General features: G+C 45.0%; 24 protein-coding genes. 5 read left to right on the forward strand and 19 right to left on the reverse strand.

What is annotated here, in order from left to right; all coding sequences use genetic code 11:
* Positions 1 to 38: 38 nt before the first annotated feature.
* The 3 genes from PP175_RS13085 to PP175_RS13095 form a co-directional block, all read right to left on the reverse strand.
* Entirely contained in the window at positions 39 to 926 is an 888-nt protein-coding gene (locus tag PP175_RS13085) for a TetR/AcrR family transcriptional regulator (protein WP_272438797.1), read from the reverse strand.
* Positions 927 to 1,124: 198 nt separating this feature from the next.
* On the reverse strand, positions 1,125 to 1,400 hold the full coding sequence (locus PP175_RS13090; protein WP_272438798.1) for a hypothetical protein: 276 nt from the start codon (positions 1,398 to 1,400) through the stop codon (positions 1,125 to 1,127).
* 84 nt (positions 1,401 to 1,484) lie between these two features.
* Positions 1,485 to 1,652: a hypothetical protein gene (locus PP175_RS13095; protein WP_272438799.1), complete on the reverse strand. Its 168-nt coding sequence runs from the start codon at positions 1,650 to 1,652 to the stop codon at positions 1,485 to 1,487.
* 173 nt (positions 1,653 to 1,825) lie between these two features.
* Here PP175_RS13095 and PP175_RS13100 point away from each other — a divergent pair, with 173 nt between their 5' ends.
* A complete protein-coding gene (locus PP175_RS13100; RefSeq protein ID WP_442870469.1) occupies positions 1,826 to 2,473 on the forward strand; it encodes a thiamine diphosphokinase in 648 nt (215 codons plus the stop codon).
* A gap of 248 nt (positions 2,474 to 2,721) precedes the next feature.
* Here PP175_RS13100 and PP175_RS13105 read toward each other — a convergent pair whose 3' ends face one another.
* The gene (locus PP175_RS13105; protein ID WP_272438801.1) at positions 2,722 to 2,904 is read right to left on the reverse strand and encodes a hypothetical protein; all 183 of its coding nucleotides are present in this window, start codon (positions 2,902 to 2,904) and stop codon (positions 2,722 to 2,724) included.
* Positions 2,905 to 3,113: 209 nt separating this feature from the next.
* On the opposite strand from PP175_RS13105, the gene PP175_RS13110 reads away from it, so the two are divergent.
* Entirely contained in the window at positions 3,114 to 3,239 is a 126-nt protein-coding gene (locus PP175_RS13110) for a hypothetical protein (RefSeq protein WP_272438802.1), read from the forward strand.
* Between the two features lie 79 nt (positions 3,240 to 3,318).
* On the opposite strand, the gene PP175_RS13115 is transcribed toward PP175_RS13110, so the two are convergent.
* The 7 genes from PP175_RS13115 to PP175_RS13145 form a co-directional block, all read right to left on the reverse strand.
* Positions 3,319 to 3,981, reverse strand: coding sequence for a methionine ABC transporter permease (locus tag PP175_RS13115; protein WP_272438803.1), 663 nt, complete (start codon positions 3,979 to 3,981; stop codon positions 3,319 to 3,321).
* A complete protein-coding gene (locus tag PP175_RS13120; protein WP_272438804.1) occupies positions 3,974 to 4,996 on the reverse strand; it encodes a methionine ABC transporter ATP-binding protein in 1,023 nt (340 codons plus the stop codon). Before PP175_RS13120 ends, PP175_RS13115 begins: the two co-directional genes overlap by 8 nt.
* A 257-nt stretch (positions 4,997 to 5,253) precedes the next feature.
* Entirely contained in the window at positions 5,254 to 5,505 is a 252-nt protein-coding gene (locus PP175_RS13125; RefSeq protein WP_272438805.1) for a hypothetical protein, read from the reverse strand.
* A gap of 126 nt (positions 5,506 to 5,631) precedes the next feature.
* Positions 5,632 to 5,868, reverse strand: a complete 237-nt coding sequence (gene hfq / locus PP175_RS13130; protein ID WP_272438806.1) for an RNA chaperone Hfq — start codon at positions 5,866 to 5,868, stop codon at positions 5,632 to 5,634.
* Positions 5,869 to 5,912: 44 nt separating this feature from the next.
* A complete protein-coding gene (miaA, locus tag PP175_RS13135) occupies positions 5,913 to 6,857 on the reverse strand; it encodes a tRNA (adenosine(37)-N6)-dimethylallyltransferase MiaA (protein ID WP_272438807.1) in 945 nt (314 codons plus the stop codon).
* Positions 6,851 to 7,639, reverse strand: a complete 789-nt coding sequence (locus PP175_RS13140) for a class I SAM-dependent methyltransferase (RefSeq protein WP_272438808.1) — start codon at positions 7,637 to 7,639, stop codon at positions 6,851 to 6,853. The genes miaA and PP175_RS13140 overlap by 7 nt, the downstream gene beginning before the upstream one ends.
* A gap of 97 nt (positions 7,640 to 7,736) precedes the next feature.
* Positions 7,737 to 8,507, reverse strand: a complete 771-nt coding sequence (locus PP175_RS13145) for a DUF4931 domain-containing protein (RefSeq protein ID WP_272438809.1) — start codon at positions 8,505 to 8,507, stop codon at positions 7,737 to 7,739.
* Positions 8,508 to 8,689: 182 nt separating this feature from the next.
* On the opposite strand from PP175_RS13145, the gene PP175_RS13150 reads away from it, so the two are divergent.
* Positions 8,690 to 9,415 carry a hypothetical protein gene (locus tag PP175_RS13150; RefSeq protein ID WP_272438810.1) on the forward strand — a complete coding sequence of 242 codons (726 nt, stop codon included), beginning with the start codon at positions 8,690 to 8,692 and terminating at the stop codon, positions 9,413 to 9,415.
* A gap of 226 nt (positions 9,416 to 9,641) precedes the next feature.
* On the opposite strand, the gene PP175_RS13155 is transcribed toward PP175_RS13150, so the two are convergent.
* Positions 9,642 to 9,830, reverse strand: a complete 189-nt coding sequence (locus tag PP175_RS13155) for an AbrB/MazE/SpoVT family DNA-binding domain-containing protein (protein WP_272438811.1) — start codon at positions 9,828 to 9,830, stop codon at positions 9,642 to 9,644.
* A gap of 201 nt (positions 9,831 to 10,031) precedes the next feature.
* Between PP175_RS13155 and PP175_RS13160 the strand changes: the two genes are divergently transcribed.
* The gene (locus PP175_RS13160; protein WP_272438812.1) at positions 10,032 to 10,271 is read left to right on the forward strand and encodes an AbrB/MazE/SpoVT family DNA-binding domain-containing protein; all 240 of its coding nucleotides are present in this window, start codon (positions 10,032 to 10,034) and stop codon (positions 10,269 to 10,271) included.
* Between the two features lie 133 nt (positions 10,272 to 10,404).
* On the opposite strand, the gene PP175_RS13165 is transcribed toward PP175_RS13160, so the two are convergent.
* The gene (locus tag PP175_RS13165; RefSeq protein WP_272438813.1) at positions 10,405 to 11,490 is read right to left on the reverse strand and encodes an enoyl-CoA hydratase/isomerase family protein; all 1,086 of its coding nucleotides are present in this window, start codon (positions 11,488 to 11,490) and stop codon (positions 10,405 to 10,407) included.
* An 86-nt stretch (positions 11,491 to 11,576) separates the two neighbouring features.
* The gene (locus PP175_RS13170; RefSeq protein WP_272438814.1) at positions 11,577 to 13,484 is read right to left on the reverse strand and encodes an ABC-F family ATP-binding cassette domain-containing protein; all 1,908 of its coding nucleotides are present in this window, start codon (positions 13,482 to 13,484) and stop codon (positions 11,577 to 11,579) included.
* Between the two features lie 193 nt (positions 13,485 to 13,677).
* Between PP175_RS13170 and PP175_RS13175 the strand changes: the two genes are divergently transcribed.
* Complete coding sequence (locus PP175_RS13175; RefSeq protein WP_272438815.1) at positions 13,678 to 14,196, forward strand: gamma carbonic anhydrase family protein; 519 nt, start codon at positions 13,678 to 13,680, stop codon at positions 14,194 to 14,196.
* A gap of 200 nt (positions 14,197 to 14,396) precedes the next feature.
* Here the strand turns inward: PP175_RS13175 and PP175_RS13180 are convergent, their stop codons facing one another.
* The 5 genes from PP175_RS13180 to PP175_RS13200 all read right to left on the reverse strand — a co-directional run bounded on the left by PP175_RS13180 (position 14,397) and on the right by PP175_RS13200 (position 18,702).
* Positions 14,397 to 15,419, reverse strand: a complete 1,023-nt coding sequence (locus tag PP175_RS13180) for a hypothetical protein (protein WP_272438816.1) — start codon at positions 15,417 to 15,419, stop codon at positions 14,397 to 14,399.
* A 156-nt stretch (positions 15,420 to 15,575) separates the two neighbouring features.
* Positions 15,576 to 16,247 carry a TasA family protein gene (locus PP175_RS13185; RefSeq protein ID WP_272438817.1) on the reverse strand — a complete coding sequence of 224 codons (672 nt, stop codon included), beginning with the start codon at positions 16,245 to 16,247 and terminating at the stop codon, positions 15,576 to 15,578.
* Between the two features lie 65 nt (positions 16,248 to 16,312).
* On the reverse strand, positions 16,313 to 16,861 hold the full coding sequence (locus tag PP175_RS13190) for a TasA family protein (RefSeq protein ID WP_272438818.1): 549 nt from the start codon (positions 16,859 to 16,861) through the stop codon (positions 16,313 to 16,315).
* 94 nt (positions 16,862 to 16,955) lie between these two features.
* On the reverse strand, positions 16,956 to 17,528 hold the full coding sequence (gene sipW, locus PP175_RS13195) for a signal peptidase I SipW (RefSeq protein WP_272438819.1): 573 nt from the start codon (positions 17,526 to 17,528) through the stop codon (positions 16,956 to 16,958).
* A 16-nt stretch (positions 17,529 to 17,544) separates the two neighbouring features.
* The gene (locus PP175_RS13200) at positions 17,545 to 18,702 is read right to left on the reverse strand and encodes a hypothetical protein (protein WP_272438820.1); all 1,158 of its coding nucleotides are present in this window, start codon (positions 18,700 to 18,702) and stop codon (positions 17,545 to 17,547) included.
* Between the last annotated feature and the right edge of the window lie 58 nt (positions 18,703 to 18,760).

Here is an 18,760-nt window from a genome sequence, read left to right on the forward strand (position 1 = left end):
TATACTACATGTAGGATATTACCGGGATAAACGCGACTTTAATAGCGGAGCTGCAGCGCTTGTGAAAGCTTCTCACACATGCTGTTTAAATCCGGGATGCTTTCCAGATTGCGCAGCATCCCGCGGATAACCACTGCTCTTGGCTCCAGTTCCATCAGTTCGTGCTCGAGAATTCGTAGCGATTGTATAGCTTCCTCACGGTCTGTGTTAGAAAGCGGCTCATTCGCAAGAAAATCCTTGATTTTCTTGAGGATTACCAGAGGATGCATTTCTGCGGGAGGTGTATCCTCTTCATAAACTTTCCATATTTCCATGCTAACAAGCGGCTTCGTATCTTCCCTTAAAAACCCTTCTATCAAGCATTCTAGCTGCTTCACGATAAACCGAGTAACTCTGTCAACGGCCAGAGGCACCTGTTTAACCATGATAAGCTTCATATAAGAAGCGGTCATGCCCATTAGGAGAAGCGAGCAATCTGCTATGTAAGGTGAGAGTTTAGCGCCATACAGGTTAGTCAGGCTATTTTCCAACCATTTCATTTCCGAAACATTCTTTTGCTGAATGTACGCGTTAATGGACTTGTCCATTAACCCGGGGATTTGCCGCATTTGCACCATATAAAACTCCCGGAATTCTATGTAATGACTAAGGCGGATTTCGATTTGTTTCATAAATTTTTCTTTGGCTGATAAGCCAGCATTTCGGTCAATTAAAACAGCCTGGTCCTCAATTAAACGAAAATAATGCTGCAGGATAGTTAAAAACAATTCTTCCTTTGACTTAAAGTAAAGGTACAAACTCCCTTTTGACATTTCGCACGCATCAGCTATTTCTTTCATAGATGTTTGCTGATAATTTTTAACAGAAAAAAGCTTCATAGCCGTTTTTAAAATGAATTTCTTTTTCTCTGTATTTTTTTCGTTCACACGCTTTCCCCTCCACCTCACTGTCCCACCGGTTCTCTAAATGACTAATCGGTCCAACCGATTGTAACATAAAACAAAAGTACTGGGATATTAAAAAATTATTAAATTGTGAATCCTTGTTCATTCTAATGCATCTGCACCAAAAATCAAGTAGAAATCTCCCGCTTATTCCGGACAGCAAAAAAACCCCAAAGGTCTCTACCTTAAAGGGTTTTTCGCTTTTTCACGCAGCGTTTTTACCTGCGCAAAAAACGTCTGCATGTTCTGCACAAAATCCTGAACATCCTCCATGGATTCAGCAAGCGGCCGCACATCAAATCTTTCATTCAGCGTTTTACTCGATTCTTTCCATTTATCGACCCAAACGCTATAATCTCCCCTCTTCTTTAATGGGATCTGCTTATAGTGCTTTTCCGCCCATGCCTTAAATGCTGGATTCTCATTTGCGTAACGTTTGATTTCCCGCCGATTCATGCTCTCACCTGCTTACTAAAGGTCTCACTGCTTTATCTTACGCAGCAAAACCCATTTAGGTTAAAGGACATATATCCATATGGATTATACGACAGTTTGTCGAAAACTTTCCATTCGTGCCTCCAGCGTGTGAACGTCACGCTCAATCTGCTCAATGTCGCTCTCGAGCAGCTCCTTGAGCCGCTTTTTCTCTTTGAGCAGTTTCTTCATTTGTTCAAGCCTCTGTTCCACATCAAAAACACCCACGTACATATTCAATCCCTCCAATTAATCCTTTCAAACCTTTATATATATATGCAGCCTTTACGTTGGTAGAACTCAGTTTCAAAACCAAATTTGCGTATCTGCCCTTGCTGAACAAGAAGAAAAGAGTATAATTTTTGTTGCATCTGTTAGCCTCAGAATGGAAGGAGCAGGCGTAGATGATGAAGGATGAAAAACGGCGCATTCTGCTTTTCGCTGGCGGGCAGCTTGGCGACTGGGCGCTTCAAGAAATCAAAGTTAACGATGTACTGGTTGGCGTCGACGCAGGAGCCTTGTTTCTCTTGCGCAATGGCTATAAACCGCATGCATCACTTGGCGATTTTGACTCGGTGGAGCGGGCCGATGTCGAGTGGATAAAAAACAGTTCACACGTGTTTAACGAATGTGATCCGATAGCCAAGGATTTAAGCGACACCGAGATGGCCCTGCAATGGGCCCTCCTGCAAAATCCAAGGGAAATCATTATGCTGGGTGTTACAGGCACAAGATTTGATCATACGCTGGCGAACGTTCATTTGTTAAAACGGGCTCTTGAAGCCGGCGTTGCCTGCCGTATTCTAGATGAGACGAATGATATTCAGTTAATTGAGCGCACCGCTGCCATCGCACCAGGAAAATACCCGTATATTTCTCTGCTACCGCTAAGTTTGTCTGTTAGAGGGGTTACATTAACGGGTTTCATGTATCCTCTTGAGAATGCAACCCTTACCCTTGGACATTCCTTAGCCATTAGCAATAAACTGACGGACAGCGTCGGTTCAGTAGAGATAAAATCGGGTCTGCTGCTCGTTATACAAAGCAGGGACTAGGACAGTGGCCTCGCAAAAAACAGGCATGGGCATATTCCGCTTTAAAGAGGTGACCGATTGCTGGGCATGAGTGATGTGGCTTACCATAAAAGTCGGGACCCGCGTGGTCTTGGCTTGAGTGAAACGTGAAATAATCCATGCGTATAGTAAAACAAAGGCCATTTTCTATACAAAAAAACTGCCTAACGCTGGTGAAAACCAAGCGCGGCAGTTTTTTAATAACATCTGGGATTTAATTGACGTTTTCATTATTCTTTTTCGGCCTTCTTGTGGTAGACGGCAACTGACTTGGCTACGACAACCTTGGGGTAGCCTTCTTCCAGCTTTTCTTTTGCAAAAGTAATCGCTTCCTCTTCAGATTCGAAACCAGCTACATTTTTGTAATTTGTAGGCCGAAATAATGATTCGGACTCGTATACGACATAGAACATGATACCCTCTCCTTTTTTCGATGTTGTAGCTGACTAATTACCGCTCTATAGCGTGAACGTATTCGACGCCCAAGGGGAAAAACCTTTTTCAACCAGCTTAGCTCATGCAAAAAAAGATTTACCATTGTGAATGAAAACCATTTCATTAAACGGATGAATATGGTATATAAAAACTAGGTATACTATTAAAAAAACCTCAGGAGGCACGTATGATTACATGTGAAACATGCGGAAAGTTTACTGATGGTCAGGAAATCGGCACCCACTGGGTATGTGAAGACTGCAAAGTTGACTCTCAGAAAGTAGACACAGAAGAATCCCCAACAATACAGTGACCAATATATGACAAACGCCTGAACACTGTTTCCAGTGTACAGGCGTTTTTTCTGAAGTCTCATGTCCGCGTTTGTTTTGCTACTCTTTACGCATGGCTTTAGCAATCGAGTTGCCAAGGGTTTGCAGGATTTGGACGATAATGATGAGGATAATAACGGTGAGCGTCATCACCAGTGTATCCCAGCGTTCAAATCCGTAAGTATAAGCCAGATTCCCCAATCCACCGGCCCCGATGATGCCTGCCATCGCGGTTGCATCTACAAGGCCGATAACAGCAATGGTCACAGCAAGTACAAGCGCCGGACGGGCCTCTTTCAACATCACCTTAAAGATGATCTGGCGGCGGGTTGCCCCCATCGCTTGAAACGCTTCAATTAAACCGGGGTCCACTTCAAGCAGCGCAGATTCCATCAAGCGGGCAATGTATGGTGCCGCATACACGACAAGCGGCACAATGGCACCCTGTACCCCAATAAAGGTTCCAACGAGCAACTTGGTAAAAGGAATCAATGCAAAGAGCAAAATAATAAAAGGCACCGACCGGATAATGTTAATTATCGTACTGGTGATTTGGTAAACAACCGATTGCTGAAAGATATGCCCGGGGCGGGTTATCACCAGAATAACGCCGAGCGGAATGCCAATTAGGGTCGCCAGTACAATGGAGAACCCAACCATATAAAGTGTTTCACGCAAAGCAGGGCCATACAAATCCCATTGTGGGTCCATTCCATTAAACATGGTGAATCACCTCCGCTTCAATCCCCTCTGACGCAACAAAAGACAGTGCTTCGTCCATAACAGCCGGAGTTCCATTAAGCGACACAACCAGATAGCCAAAGGTGGTATCTTTGATTTCGGTTATATTGCCAAACAGTATGCTCGGTTTTAAATGATAACGTGCTGTTAACTCAGCTAAAACAGGGTTTCGTGCACTCTCGCCGATAAATGTGAGGCGTACAATGCGGCTGCCAGGTTCCTGCTGCACCCGTTCGAGAAAACCTTCAGGAAGTGAATCATCAAAAATGCTGCTGATAAAGTTCTTTGTTGTAGCGGTTTTTGGATGCGCAAACAAATTAAGAACGGAATCCATTTCCACTACCTGCCCATCTTCCATAACCGCCACCCGATCGCAAATCTTTTTAACGACATGCATTTCATGTGTGATAAGCATAATCGTCAAGTTGTACTTTCTGTTGATATCCAGCAGCAGGTCTAGTATAGAATCCGTTGTCTGTGGATCAAGAGCCGAGGTAGCTTCATCACAAAGCAAAATCTCAGGCTCATTAGCCAGTGCCCGTGCAATAGCAACGCGCTGTTTCTGTCCGCCCGAAAGCTGGGATGGATACGCCTGGGCACGTCCGGAGAGCCCTACCAGCTCAAGCAGTTCCGTCACTTTTTTATGCAACTTGTCTTTTGGTGTTCTGCTTAGGCGAAGCGGTGCTGCAACATTTTCATACACTGTGCTGGAAGATAGCAAGTTAAAGTGTTGGAAAATCATGCCGATTTTCCGTCTTGCTTTCCGCAATTCATTCGGGGAAAGCTTCACTAAATCGATGTCATTTATCACAATCGAGCCGGAAGTAGGGCGTTCCAGCAGATTGACGCAGCGGATGAGCGAACTTTTTCCCGCACCGCTGAAGCCAATTACCCCGAAAATTTCCCCTCTTTTAACTTCGATGTTTACGCCTTTTATCGCCTGGACAGCTGAATTTCCTGTCCCATACGTTTTTACAACATTCTGAATGGAAATCAACGAGTTGCCTCCTCTTTATTGCTTTGAATACAGGAAGAAAAACCTCTTTTGTCAAACAAAAGCGGTTGACCAAAAAGCTATTTTACTCAAATGATTATAGCATGTATCAAAAATAAATGAATAGGTAGAAGAAAAATAATAAGAACAATACAAAGACAACCCGCGCAAGCGCCAGCAAAATGAAGGCGGGCGGGCCTGAGTGGCCCCACCCGCCTTCTAAATCTCCTTGTAGCTCACCCACAAACACTGGTAAAAGATTAAGCCTCTTCAAGCTTTGCCCTGGCTCGATCGAGTTCTTCCCGGGCCTGCTCTACAGCCTGCTGATTATCACTAAGACTTGCCTGATCAAGTGCCCTTTCCGCCTGCTTTATCGCATTTTGTGTACCCTCATAGACTTGAGGGGTTGGGTGGGACCTTAATTGCGAAACGGCATTCACCACATTTTGTACAGCATTCTGCGCATCAGATACCGGATTTTGGGCTTGCATGCTGCTGTTATGATTAGGCATGGCTTATCCACCTTTCGAATTATGGGATCGTACAGGCTTTAATATCTACAGAATCCCTCGATTTATGAGTGCTTGAAGCACAAAAAACCGGGCAGGTAAAATCCTGCCCGGCTACCGGAATTCAGCTTATGATTCGCCGTTTTCTGGCATCAATGAGACCGGCCGTTGTGGTAAGAAGGTAGAAATGGCATGCTTATATACCAACTGCTGTTTTCCTTCCGTGTCAATTACGACAGTAAAGTTATCAAATGCCTTAATTAGGCCGCGTAGCTGAAAACCATTTACCAAGTAGATGGTTACCGGTACGTTGCCTTTACGCAAATGATTTAAAAACGTGTCCTGGATGTTAATGGTATTTGCCATAAGAATACCTCCTATATATCTTTATTTATTTATATATTCGCCGCTTACCTGAACTTTCCTTCCATTAACTCATAAATTCTCTGGTAGGTTCGCTCAGGGTTCCCACGTCCAGGGGTTACATCAAACCAGATAATATCCTTCATCGCGCGAAACCACGTAAGCTGGCGTTTTGCAAAATTCCTGGTTTTCTTCTTCACAAGCTCAATTGCTTCTTCCCGTGAACTTTTCCCTTCCAAATACATAATAATTTCCTTATAACCTAAAGCCTGCATGGAACGCATCCCGGAGGTGCATCCCAGATGCAGAAGGGATTGAACTTCTTCTATAAGTCCTTCTGCTACCATCTTATCGACGCGGAGGTTAATCCGTTCATAGAGTACAGCTCGATCCATAGTGAGCCCGATCATTAACAGGTTATAAGGAGACGTGCGGCTTCGGTTTTGATGTTCTGCCATCGTCCGCCCGGTTAAATGATAAATCTCCAGCGCACGAATAACCCGCTTCTCATCATTCGCATGCAACCGCCCGGCTGTCACCGGGTCGATCTCCGCCAGCCTGTTATGCAGCGCTTCGCTGCCATTCTCCTGGGCAAAATCCAGTAGCTGCTGCCGGTACTTCGGATTTTCTCCAGCTTGCGAGAATTCATAATTATAAAGGGCAGCCTGTACGTATAGGCCTGTCCCGCCTACAATCATAGGCAGCTTGCCGCGAAGGTTTAACCCCTCTATCAATACCCTGGTCCTGCTCTGGAAATCTGCCGCGGAAAATTCCTCATCGGGACTGCAAATGTCAATTAAGTGATGCGGCACCAGCGCCCGCTCTTCATGACTTGCTTTTGCCGTGCCAATATCCATCCCCCTGTATACCTGCATAGAATCCCCGGAGATAATCTCCCCGTTGAAATCCCGGGCAAGACGCAAGCTTAATGCTGTCTTACCAACAGAAGTAGGGCCTACAATCGCAAAGACATCCTGCATTTTCTCTAACATGGCTGTGCTCCCCCGATTTCAATCACACCGTACGTGAAGCTTCTACCCAGCCGGTTAACTCGATTAAACCCGAGCCGCTCGAAGTCAGGGCTGCCAGAATGATTTTTCATTACAACACGCAGGGCTGCCACACGCTTGGCTTCTTCTACCACATCACTGGCCAGGCGCGCATAATTGGCAAAGGGACGAAGCGGCGCAAAACTTGCGGATTGCATAATCGGTGCATGAAACATTGGATCAAAGTAAACAACGTCAAACTTATTATTTTCACAACCCTGTAAAAAAGTCAAATGATTCCTGCAGACGACTTCAATCCGCCGCATCGCCTGGTTTATATTTTCGTTCCCTGAATGATATTCCGCCAGACCGCTCTCTACAACGCAAGCGAGGATTGGCTCAGACTCAATTCCAACCACACGTCCGCACGCTCCAGTGACAAATGAAGCCACCAGCGCATCCGACCCCATCCCCAGCGTACAGTCGAGAAACGTCATTCCGGGTTCCAGCCCGCATGCTGTAACCATTAGATCATTATCACCGTTGATCAAGCGTTTTATACGCAGCATTGCCATATCCGGGTGAAAGAAAAAAGGGTCAGCATATCCTTTTTTGTATGCTTTCAAGCCATTAGAAGTCACGACAAGCACATCTTCGTCCACGGCGTGCAGCCGGGAAACCGATAGCTTTTTTCTATCTCCATACGCTGCGTTCATGGCCTCAGCCAGCCGGACGGCCTGTTCAACAAGCCCTTCAGTAGGTTCATAAGAGGTGGTTACCATCATCTTCTCTTCGTATTACTCCTTTTTCATCAGTTGTTCGGCGCATCATATGGTGTCAGTCGAAATTGAAACCCGCATTGTCATCGGATTCCTTTGCCCGCTAATTAAAGTATAAAGATTGGAACCTGTCTACAACTTCCTGCTGGTTATTAGGAATTTGAACAATAGAATATCCCATGAAGTAAGGTGAGGCCGGGGCGCGCAAAATCATTTTTGCCCTGATCTTGCCTTCCATAAAATAAAGAAATAGGTTATAGCTGCTAAACCTGCGGTTCATATGTGTAAGGATGAAGTGTGCCGATTTCTGAATGTAGTCGGCCATGATATTTAGCTGTGCAAAATCATCCAGCAGAACATTAAATTCCGTAAAGCCGGAAAGCGGGCAGCTTGAGAGGTTCAACTCTACACCAGGCATGCTGTCAATTACAAGGCCGATAAAATGCTCAGCCTGCACATGTGCTCTATAGTCCACGTCTACCAGCCCGACAATCTGCATATGCGGATGGTAGATGGAGCCCCCTGCGTGGATCCCGTGGTTTTTAAAGAAAGCGACAGAGCGGTATTTGCCACTCTGCTCCATAGCAAGCCACTGGGTAACGGCAAAACGCATTAAGTCATGTAGATAGTCGCTGCTATATGTGGATATATCCCCTTCTTCACAGGTAAACGTCTCCACCAGCACCATTTGGTACGCCTTCTCAAGTGTCTGGAATTTATTTTCTATCAGCATAAACGGCCCCTGTTCACTGATGACAACCCCTTCTCTGCGAATGGTTTCCCTGTCGCAGAATGGGCAGGCTGTGTCTGTATTGCCATGGGTTGTAGGCTTTTCGCGTGCGATACTCGTTCGAAAACGCATGTATGTATTCATGGGAATATCCTTTCTCGTTTTATGTCTGTAAACCAAATGATACTCATTTTTGATCCATTTGAAAACGTTAGAATGCGTATATCAGGCCGTTATTCCTATTGCAGATAACCGAAATAATCTACAAAATATGATATATTACATAGTATTACCAAGAGACTGGTTAGACGAGGAGAAAGGTAGAAATGAATAAAAAATTCGGGGTCTTTGTTCTGCTCATTGTACTGTTGACTGCAGGAGGGTTGATTTATACGTTCTCGCCGAAGAAAGAACAAGTACAAGCCGATGGCTGGATTCCCCAGGTTCACCAGGCTCCATCAGCCGATGATGCCGATAAACAAAAAGGACTGGATGAAATGCAGTATATCCAGGATCATTTAGAGAATACCATCATCAACAAACCTAAAATTCCCGTATCGGATCCGCGGCTGGCGCGCGTGCAGGATACGTTTTCCAATATCAGCCAGCCCTTCAGTTACAAAATGAAATACGATGATTCTACAGGCAACGCGACCTATGTTATTACCTCAAAAGATGCAAAGGGCAATCCGGTTTACACCGATGGTTTTGTCGTATCAAAGCAGGGGCGCGTTATCGTCCGCCCCAATAATAAAGAAGGCAAGCCAATGGGCGCCACAGGCGACCTGATTCCCCCTCTAGTCCGCACTCTCTCTGCCCAACTAGCCCAGGCTGTAAACAACCCGGACGCAAGCAGTCATGTATTTGAAATCATTTCACGAATCAATGAACTTGAAGACTATACAGATGCCATGAATCTTACCGATGTGACCGGGTATCTGATTGAAATCAATTCCTTTATTCGAAATGACCCAAGCTCTTTTAAAACAGCCGTTCAACGAATCGTAGAGTTAAACAAACTTATCAACTTTGATCAACTTTCAAATGATTGAGTCCAGGCGATCCCCAAACGGGGACCGCTCTGTTATTTTCCATTCCATATCTGTATTAAATCATCAATACACAAAAAAATCGTCGCCAAAATAATCCAGCCCATTGCTAATGTTCCCTTCTGTTAAATTCTAGGTCAACATATCTTATGCGTTGGGCGGGCCTTTTGTTTATATAAAAACGAAGACAGCCGAATCCCCATTCCCGGTTTCGGCTGTCTTCGTCTCGCTATGTATCACTACGCTTCTTTTTTTCAGTCTTCCATGTAAATGCATAATCGGGTTTCGCCTGAAAAAGCCGGACTCTTCCATTAACTAATTCCATTTCAACCCTTCCGCCACCAAGTTTTTCCTCAATTTCTTTCGGCAGGACAATTCTCCCATGTTCATCCACACGAAGGATATACCTAATGTCCATTATACGTTCTCACCACCCCTGCTCCTGCAATTATATACCCAAAATCTCTTGTAGAATATGACCACTTTTTTCCTATACCCACCATAGGCGATCCCAATTATAGTTAGTAGTAGAAAAATGAAAAAATTTGTTGAATAGGACACGATTAGGTGGTGCGCTGTTCACTGATTTTTTTAATAAAGGCAGGGATTATAAAGAAAAATGAAGGCAACTGGCGTAATTCGTCGAGTGGATCAGTTTGGGCGCGTAGTTCTTCCAGTAGAGCTGCGCCGGGTACTGGGTATGCAGGAAATGGAATTTTATATTGATAAGGAAAGAGTCGTTCTAAAAAGGCATGACCTCTACTGCACCTTCTGCAATTCAGTAGATGATATTACAACGTTCCACAACAGAGGTATCTGCCAGATCTGCCTTGCGGACATACATAGTAAGTACCGTTAATGACAAAATATTTAACGAAACCCCGCACAGATTTGAGTGCGGGGTATATTCAATTTTAACAAGAAAAGAACATCATACAATCACAAGCGCATAGCAAGGCTCCAAAGGATCTTGTGCTGGAGCCCAGTATTGTTTATAGGTCATGCAGCGGATGCAGCCTGCCTTTCCATGGATCGGAAAAAAACGCTTCTATGTCTTCTATTTTTACGTTTTCCAAAGATGCGGGCTCCCATTTTGGATTTCTGTCTTTGTCTACCAGAACGGAGCGCACCCCTTCGTAAAAATCATGGCTGCGCATAAAATTCAGGCTCATGTTTAACTCCATGCGAAAACAATCACCCAGCGCCATTTTTTCGCCCCGGATCAGCTGTTCCAGCGCAACAGCGAGAGACACAGGCGATTTCGTTTTAATGGCTGATGCTGTCTGGTGTGCCCATTCATTTCCTTCTTCCGCTGCTCCATCAAGCGAGTCCAGGATCCTCCCTACACTCTCATAGGTAAAATGCTTGTCAATATCTGCCTGGTGCGGAGCAAGCAACGATTCCGGAGCAGGTGCGGCATACTGAGCAATGATTTCACGAAGAGTGGCCGTCGGATTGTCCCCCGCTTCCTGCCAGTTGCACGCTCGAATAGCCTGGCTCAGTTCTGCCCATCTTCTGGATTCCATAAAATGATCGGCAGCGCCAAGGTACAGCACATCTCCAGCTGTAATACTCCCGGCAGTAAGGGCCAGGTATCTCCCGGTATAGCCAGGCATTTTGTTCAAAAAATAACTGGCGCCCACATCCGGGAAAAAGCCGATATTCATTTCAGGCATCGCAATGCGCGATTTTTCTGTCACAATACGCTCTGAAGCCGGCATGGCAATTCCCATCCCGCCGCCCATCACGATTCCGTTCATATAGGCCAATACGGGCTTTGGGAAATGGTGCAGCGCTGCGTTCATCCTGTACTCCGTCTCAAAAAAAGCTTTCGCATATTTCTCAACACCGCTATCCTTTTTGTCGTAAAGAGAGCGCATATCCCCACCGGCACAGAGCCCTTTCTCTCCGGCCCCTTCAATGCAGACGATACGGACGCTGTCATCTTGCTTCCATTCAGCAAGCCTCGATCCCAATTCCTCAACCATGGAAACGGAAAGCGAATTTACTGCTTTAGGCCTGTTCAGGGTAATCCAGCCGGCCCCATTTTCTACGTGAAAAAGTATGTGATTCTCCATGGTGCTGCTCCCTCCTCATTCTCTATCATCTATACCTTCTTTCGAGCACGAGGAGGGGAAAACCTTCTTTTCATAGAATGTTCAGCCTACTTATTTGCATTTATTTCTTCTAAGAGAATACTTAACTCAGCCCATCTTTCTATCGTCTGTTCCAGCTCCTGGTCCACTTTTTCCTTTTCATTTGTCAGTTGCTGGAGCCGTTCATAGTCCGAAGTGACCGCAGCCATATCCTGTTCCAGCTGGCTGCTGCGGTCTTCAAGCGACTTGATTTTGTCATCAATCTGATCATATTCCCGCTGCTCTTTATAAGAGAGCTTTGTCTTATTCTTCTTCGGTTCAGCAGCAGGCACCACCGTTCTTAGTTTTTCGGGCTGCGTTTGCAGCTCATCCTGTTGCCTCATGCCTCTTTTTTCAATATAACTGCTGTAGTTGCCTGTATACTCGCGCACAATCCCATTTCCTTCAAAAGCAAACACGCGATCAACCGTACGATCCAGAAAATACCGATCATGCGACACGGCAAACATAACCCCATCAAACTGGTCCAAGTAATCTTCGAGCACGGTGAGCGTCTGGATATCCAAATCATTAGTTGGCTCATCGAGCAACAGCACATTTGGTTCACCCATCAGCACACGCAGCAGGTAAAGCCTGCGTTTTTCCCCGCCGGATAGGCGCTTGATTGCGGTCCATTGAATCTCTGGCGGAAAAAGAAATCTCTCGAGCATTTGCCCGGCGGACACGGTTTTACCATCAGCTAAATGGATAACTTCTGCCGCTTCCTTTATATAATCAATGACTCGCATTTCGCCGTCCATTTCCGCATTTTCCTGGCGGTAATAGCCGATTTTCACGGTCGAGCCGATCTCCACTGCGCCCGCCGACGCAGACAGGGAGCCTGTTATCACGTTAAGCAGCGTCGATTTACCGCTCCCATTCGGTCCGACTATGCCGACCCGATCCCCTGGAACCGTCGTATACGTAAAGTCTCGAATCAGTTCTCTGCCTTCCACTGTTACATCCAGCTGGTCGATTTCAATGATTTTTTTGCCCAGCCTGCTGGACTTAAGCGCCATTTCAATACTCTCTGAATTGCCATTAGGCCCCGCTTCTTGAAGGGCATGCACCCGATCTATTCTGGCTTTTTGCTTGGTTGTACGCGCTTTGGCGCCCCGCCTGAGCCACGCCAGTTCGCGCCGGAGAAGATTCTGCCGTTTATCCTCACTGGCCGCTTCCTGCTCTTCTCTCTCTGCCTTCAGTTCGAGGAAACGGCTGTAATTGCCGCTATATTCAAAGAGCTGGCCGCGATCCAGTTCCACGATTCGGTTTACAACGCGATCCAGGAAATAGCGGTCATGCGTAATAAGGAGCAAGGCTCCTTTGAAGCGGGCTAAATAGCCTTCTAGCCATTCTACCGTTTCGTTGTCGATGTGGTTGGTAGGCTCGTCAAGGATAAGCAGGTCCGCCGGGTTGATAAGAGCCCGGGCCATCGCCACGCGCTTGCGCTGGCCGCCTGAAAGCTGGCTTACAGGCTGTGAGAAATTTGTAATGCCCAGCCGGGTTAAAACGGCTTTCGCATTACTTTCCAGATCCCATGCATTCATGGCATCCATCTGCTGGCTTAATGAAACCATTTTATTCTGAAGCGATGCATTGTCCGGTGACGAAGCCAGCGTTTCCATCGCCAGCCTGTACGCTTTCACAACTTGCACTGCAGGGGAGGTTCCGACAAATATTTGATCAAGCACAGCCCCTTCTTCATGAAAAGCAGGATTCTGTGCCAGGTATTCGATCCTAATATCATTGCCAATCGATACGGTTCCGCTATCCGGGCTTTCAAGGCCGGCCACAACTTTAAGGAACGTAGATTTCCCCGTTCCATTCACCCCAATAATCCCAATTCGGTCACCATGGTGGATCCCAAGCGAAATTTGGTCAAATAATGTTTTCATTCCAAACGATTTCGAAATGGATTCAATTGATACTATATTCATGAACTGATCCCTCATATCATTATCCTATAGGTTTTGGCGGCATTGCCGCATATTCTTTAATCGTACCATACTTGCTGTCAGGTATGCAGGAGAAAAACCATCTAACCCTTCCCACAGACGATAGGAAGGAAAATTCGAGTAATCTATCGAAATTAACCAACAAATAAAACAATTAAACAGGGGGGAAAACTGAATGTTATGCAAGTATAACGGTCATTATCCAAAGGTTGATGATTCAGTCTACATTGCACCAGGAGCGAAATTAATAGGTAATGTGGCGATTGGGAGCCAATCGTCTATCTGGTTCAATTGTGTATTAAGGGGAGATAACGCACCGATTACGATTGGGGATAAAACGAATATTCAAGACGGTACAATATGTCATGTAGATGAAGGTGTACCTCTTACTGTAGGAGATGAAGTGACTGTTGGTCACCAGGTGATTCTTCATGGTTGTACGATCGGAAAAGGGGCCTTGATTGGCATGGGCTCCATCATTATGAATCAGGCTGACATTGGTGAATATGCTTTAGTTGCCGCAGGCTCTCTTGTTCCAGAAGGAAAAAAAGTCCCTCCTTATACACTTGTGATGGGTTCCCCAGCCAAAGTAATTCGCAAGTTAACAGAGGAAGATGTTGAACGAATGAAGCAGGGTTCCCAGCATTATGTGGCAAACGGGAAAAAATTTTTGGATGAAAGCATAATTGATTAAAGTTTACACACTGGTGGTTCCATACGAGATGTGACCAAATAAGGTTTCATTCCAAAACATTTCCAAATGGATTTATTCGAAATAGATTAAAAGATTACTCCCCTAATTTCAATCATAGTTCTAAAAGAAAATAAGCTAACCCATGAGGATAGCTTACTTTCTTTTAAAACCCTAACTTTAGTCGATTTTCATGAACCAATTTACTGCCTGCATTGATACACCGTCTGGCTGCACAGCCTCGATCCGTTATATATACTGGCTGTGTACTGTCCACCAGGGCTAAGCCCATATTTATTTCCGTCAAAATTCAGTTGATAATGTCCATCTATGCAGGTAAGGCCGCTGTTTAACGTGAACTTTAAGCCTCCCCAACAATTTGGACCTGTGAGTACAACGCAAACGTTGGAATCAGGCGTGGCCTGAAGACGATCATTCGAATCATAGCATTCAAATTTAATAGGGGTTGTTGAATTACAATTTAACCATTGGTGGTAATCGTCGTCACTATCCTCCGGGTCAAACCAGTTGTTCCGGCATTGCTCTGCCAATAGAGTAAAGTCGATTACACCTTTGACTCCCTGTAGGTCATTTCCTGCATTCAAATCCATCGCGGCGACAAACTTTGGCTGATAATTCGAACACCCGCTATACAGGTACATCATGGTGTTCAATGTCTGATTTCCGTTGATCAACTGTTGAAACGTTCCATTAAATACAGGATTCCTCCAACCATCGTCCGGCGAATACACAGTGACCTTCATATTTTTTAAAAAATCTTGATAGGCCGGTGTTCCAGGTGAAATAGATTTCCCTAGTTTATCTGTTAGGCTTTTCAGATTGGCTGACACCTTAGTAAATTTTGCAGCAGCACCTTTATTCTGAAAGTTCCACGAGCGGGTCACCTGGTCACCAGGTGCCCAGCCTCCTGGAATTTCCCCGGATGGCGAAGTAACTTTTTTGGCATCGTAAGGATTCGGACCGGTTGGATAAGTGGCGCTGTCGTAAAACATAGGGAAGGTGATTTGTTGGGTACTGTATCTCGTACGTAAAAGTCCTGATGTAGGAGGAGGAGCGTTTACGATGTTAATAGACTCAGACGAGAATGCAGAAAATTCACCTGTTGCCACCGTGGTAGATGCACTCAACAAGGCATAAGTCCCTACACTCGTTAACAAACTGAGCACAATTATTATACTTATGACAAGTAGACCAATTTGTTTCATCAGCAACCTCCCCAACTAAAGGGGTTTAGGTAGTTAAAATCCCTCTCTATAATTTGAAAATAGATTTAAAAAGGGGCTAAAGAAAGGACTGTTTCTATCATCTATAATAAACTGTCCTAACTGTAGCCCTCTACGCATTGTTGTTTTCTTAATGCCTTATGGATTGTTTCTAGACTGTTCTGCTTGGAAACTAAAATCAAACACAAAAGATTTGCCTTGTATTAAATTATCAGCACTTGGATCTAACTTTGCTTCAAAAGTAATATTAGCGGGTGAAGCAGCACTTGGATTCGAGGGATTTGGCATTAATGTTACATTTGGAATGGATACATAATCACCGGTTAGTAATCCTGCTAACGGACCATTATACAAAACTTTATTTGTTCCTGGATACATGACCTTTACATTCATTTTTTGAATAAATTCGTTGTACGCATCACCAGATGTCACTCCAGCCGCATTAACACTTGCCTTCAGCTTAGTAAGCTTAGCCTGAAGTGTTCCCCTGTTGTATATATTCATTGCACGTGTCACATCATCACCCGGTGCCCATCCCCCAAATGCATCTCCACCAGGCGGTTGATTAGGTGCATTTTTATTTGTGTCATAAGGGTACTGTCCGGTTGGGTCAGAAGATGCTGAATAGAACATAGGGCCGGGCACAGTATCTGATAGATCACGTTGCATATCAATATTTACTGTACCTGAAGTAAATGTGTTATTTGCGTTAATTGCAGCAGAACTGAATAAAGCATAAGTAGCACCACCTGTTAATAACCCAATTCCTACTACACTACCAATTGCTAAGGCGACAATATTTTTTTTCAAGGATTTTTCCTCCCTACACGAAAGGGGTGGTGTGAACACCACCCCTTTGTTTATTTAGTTTAAAATTACTGCCAGGAGTTAGGACCAGTTGGAGTGGCTCCTGTTTCGTTGTTACGTGCTTGAACAGCCTCAATGTTAACCGTTGCTATCCCTTGTGCTCCTTGATACTCGTTTCCCGCTCCAGATGGGAAGTTATAGTGAACGTGTAGCGTTGTACTATTACCTGCTGCGATTTTAACAGGAGCATTTTCACCTTCAGTGAAGGTCAGTGCTAGTGGATATGCACCAGCAAAAATGTTTGGTGTACCAGCTGGAGCTGCTGGGTCAGCCGCTTTCGTAATATCTTTAATTGCAACCCATTCATCCAAATTTCCATTGTTTGTTACAGTGATGGTCGCGTCTTCTGCATCTCCGGGTGCAAGATTACCGTAATGTAATGTTGATGAATATGCGGCGTGGCCTGTTGTATCATTAATTACTACTTTACCAGCTGTAAAAGTGTTGCCAGTGTTCGTTGCACTAGATGTAAACAATGCAAAAGTACCTGCTCCTGCCAATGTTGCCCCGACCGCCGTAGTTGCTAATGCCAAACCGATCTTTGTTTTTAAACTCATTTCAAATTCCTCCTCTTATTTTCCCTTATGAAGGGTTGTTTATATTGAACTTCGCAGGCCCGAATTGCTAACGAATTCGCTCCATTAGAAGATTTCAAACATTTTCAGGTGATTCAGGTGACTTTTTTTGTTCTTCCAGGCGTGTAATGGTGCGCCACAAACTAATGATTTGCCAGATGATGAGCGAGATACCAGGCACGATAAGCAGCAGGACAATACCCGTCTTCGATTTCGAAAAGGTAAGCATGTATCCTACATACGGAACTGTGACGTCAGCGTATTGCCCTACAACATTGGTTGCTGGTACTGGTTTCGGATCCGTTGCGTCATTTGCATCACCCTTGAAGATATACTCAAGCTGTGAACCTGAACCTTTGATGCCTTTGATCCTGTGGGTAATTAACATATCCTGCTTTTCAAGAGATTTGTAGGTCGCGACATCTCCTACCTTTAGATTTTTAGGGTCTTGTAGAGGCTTAATGGCCACAATCGACCCTGTGTGTATAGAAGGTTCCATAGAACCGGATAAAACCGTCATGATTTGATAACCGAAAACTTTTGGCGCTGAACCGGATAGCTTTGTTGATATTGCGAGCGTCAGCGTGAGGAGCAAAATAATGGCCAATAAGACTGTTATAAGATTGCTTATTAATTTTTTTACATTCAATTTTTACACCGCCTTTTTAATTGCCACCCTGCGCAGCAGAATGATCGCTGGTTGAGTTTGAACCGCTGTCACCTGGCGATGTGGCTTTTTCTTGAGTAGAACTTGATGCGTTGCTTCCTGATGGCGGACCATTTTCACCTTGTGGTGTAGAACTGTTATTGTCCGTAGCGGTTACTTTTTCACTACCTGAAGGCGTGTTATTGCCTGTTGCTGAAGAGGGAGTCTCTTCGTGAGCCGGACCGCTAGCGGGCTGTGGCTTGTCAGCATTCGGTGTTGCAGGTGCAGTATTATCCTTCGTCCTAGTAACCGATGAGGCAGGTGAAGAAGATCCGCCGCCATTTCCCCCATCCGCTGATTCTGGGGCACTGACCTTCAACTGTTGTTTACTGGCAGCGAGATTCATCGCCTCATTTTCCAGCGGTTGGATATAACCTGCATACTGTTCCGCCGTCTGTGCTGCAGGTTTCGCTTCATTTAATCCCTTATCCACATAATCCTGAACCCTTTTAGCGGAGAGAAGCAGCTTTTGACTTTGCTCCAGCTGACTTTGTAAAGCAGTCAAGGTACCCTGCAGCTGTTCTACATTGCGCTGGCACGTTCGAAGCTTATCTTTAATTTCAGCCTCACTGTAAACCACTTGAAATTGATATTGATCCGCTTCTTGTTGTAACAACCTCAACTGCTCTTCTTCTTTTGTTAACTGCCCTTTTATTGTTGAGATCTTAGACTCAAGTTGACTTATAACTTGTTGCGGTTCATTCAGTTTGCTGCGCGATTGGTTAGAATATTCGGTTAATTTTTGGACTGCTTTATTCGCCTGATCCACTGCTCTGCGCGCTTGCTGTCCTTTATCCAAAATTTGTTGGGCTATTGTCCTGGCTTCACCGTAGCTTCCGGCATTCATACAGCCAACCAGCAAACTTTGGATAGTTTGATAGGCAAGAAGATTATCCTCTCTGGCCTTTTTCGCCATCGCAGAAAGTGCCTCAATGGTTTCTGGAAAGACAAAGGCAGCGGACGCTGTTGCCTGCACCTGCGTTTGGTCCAGCAACAGTGCGTATGAGGATCGCGTTAGCTGGCCCATTCCAAAAGTTGAAAGTGCAAGAATGCTCAGTACCTTTACCGCACTTCGACGACGCCTTCTCCTATACTTCTCATATCGTGTACGTCTCATTTCATTCCCCCGCTGGACAATACCTTTACTTGTGAGCCGCACGTGTTTGTTGTTGGTT

It is taken from the genome of Aneurinibacillus sp. Ricciae_BoGa-3 (genome assembly GCF_028421645.1).
Lineage (GTDB): Bacteria > Bacillota > Bacilli > Aneurinibacillales > Aneurinibacillaceae > Aneurinibacillus_B.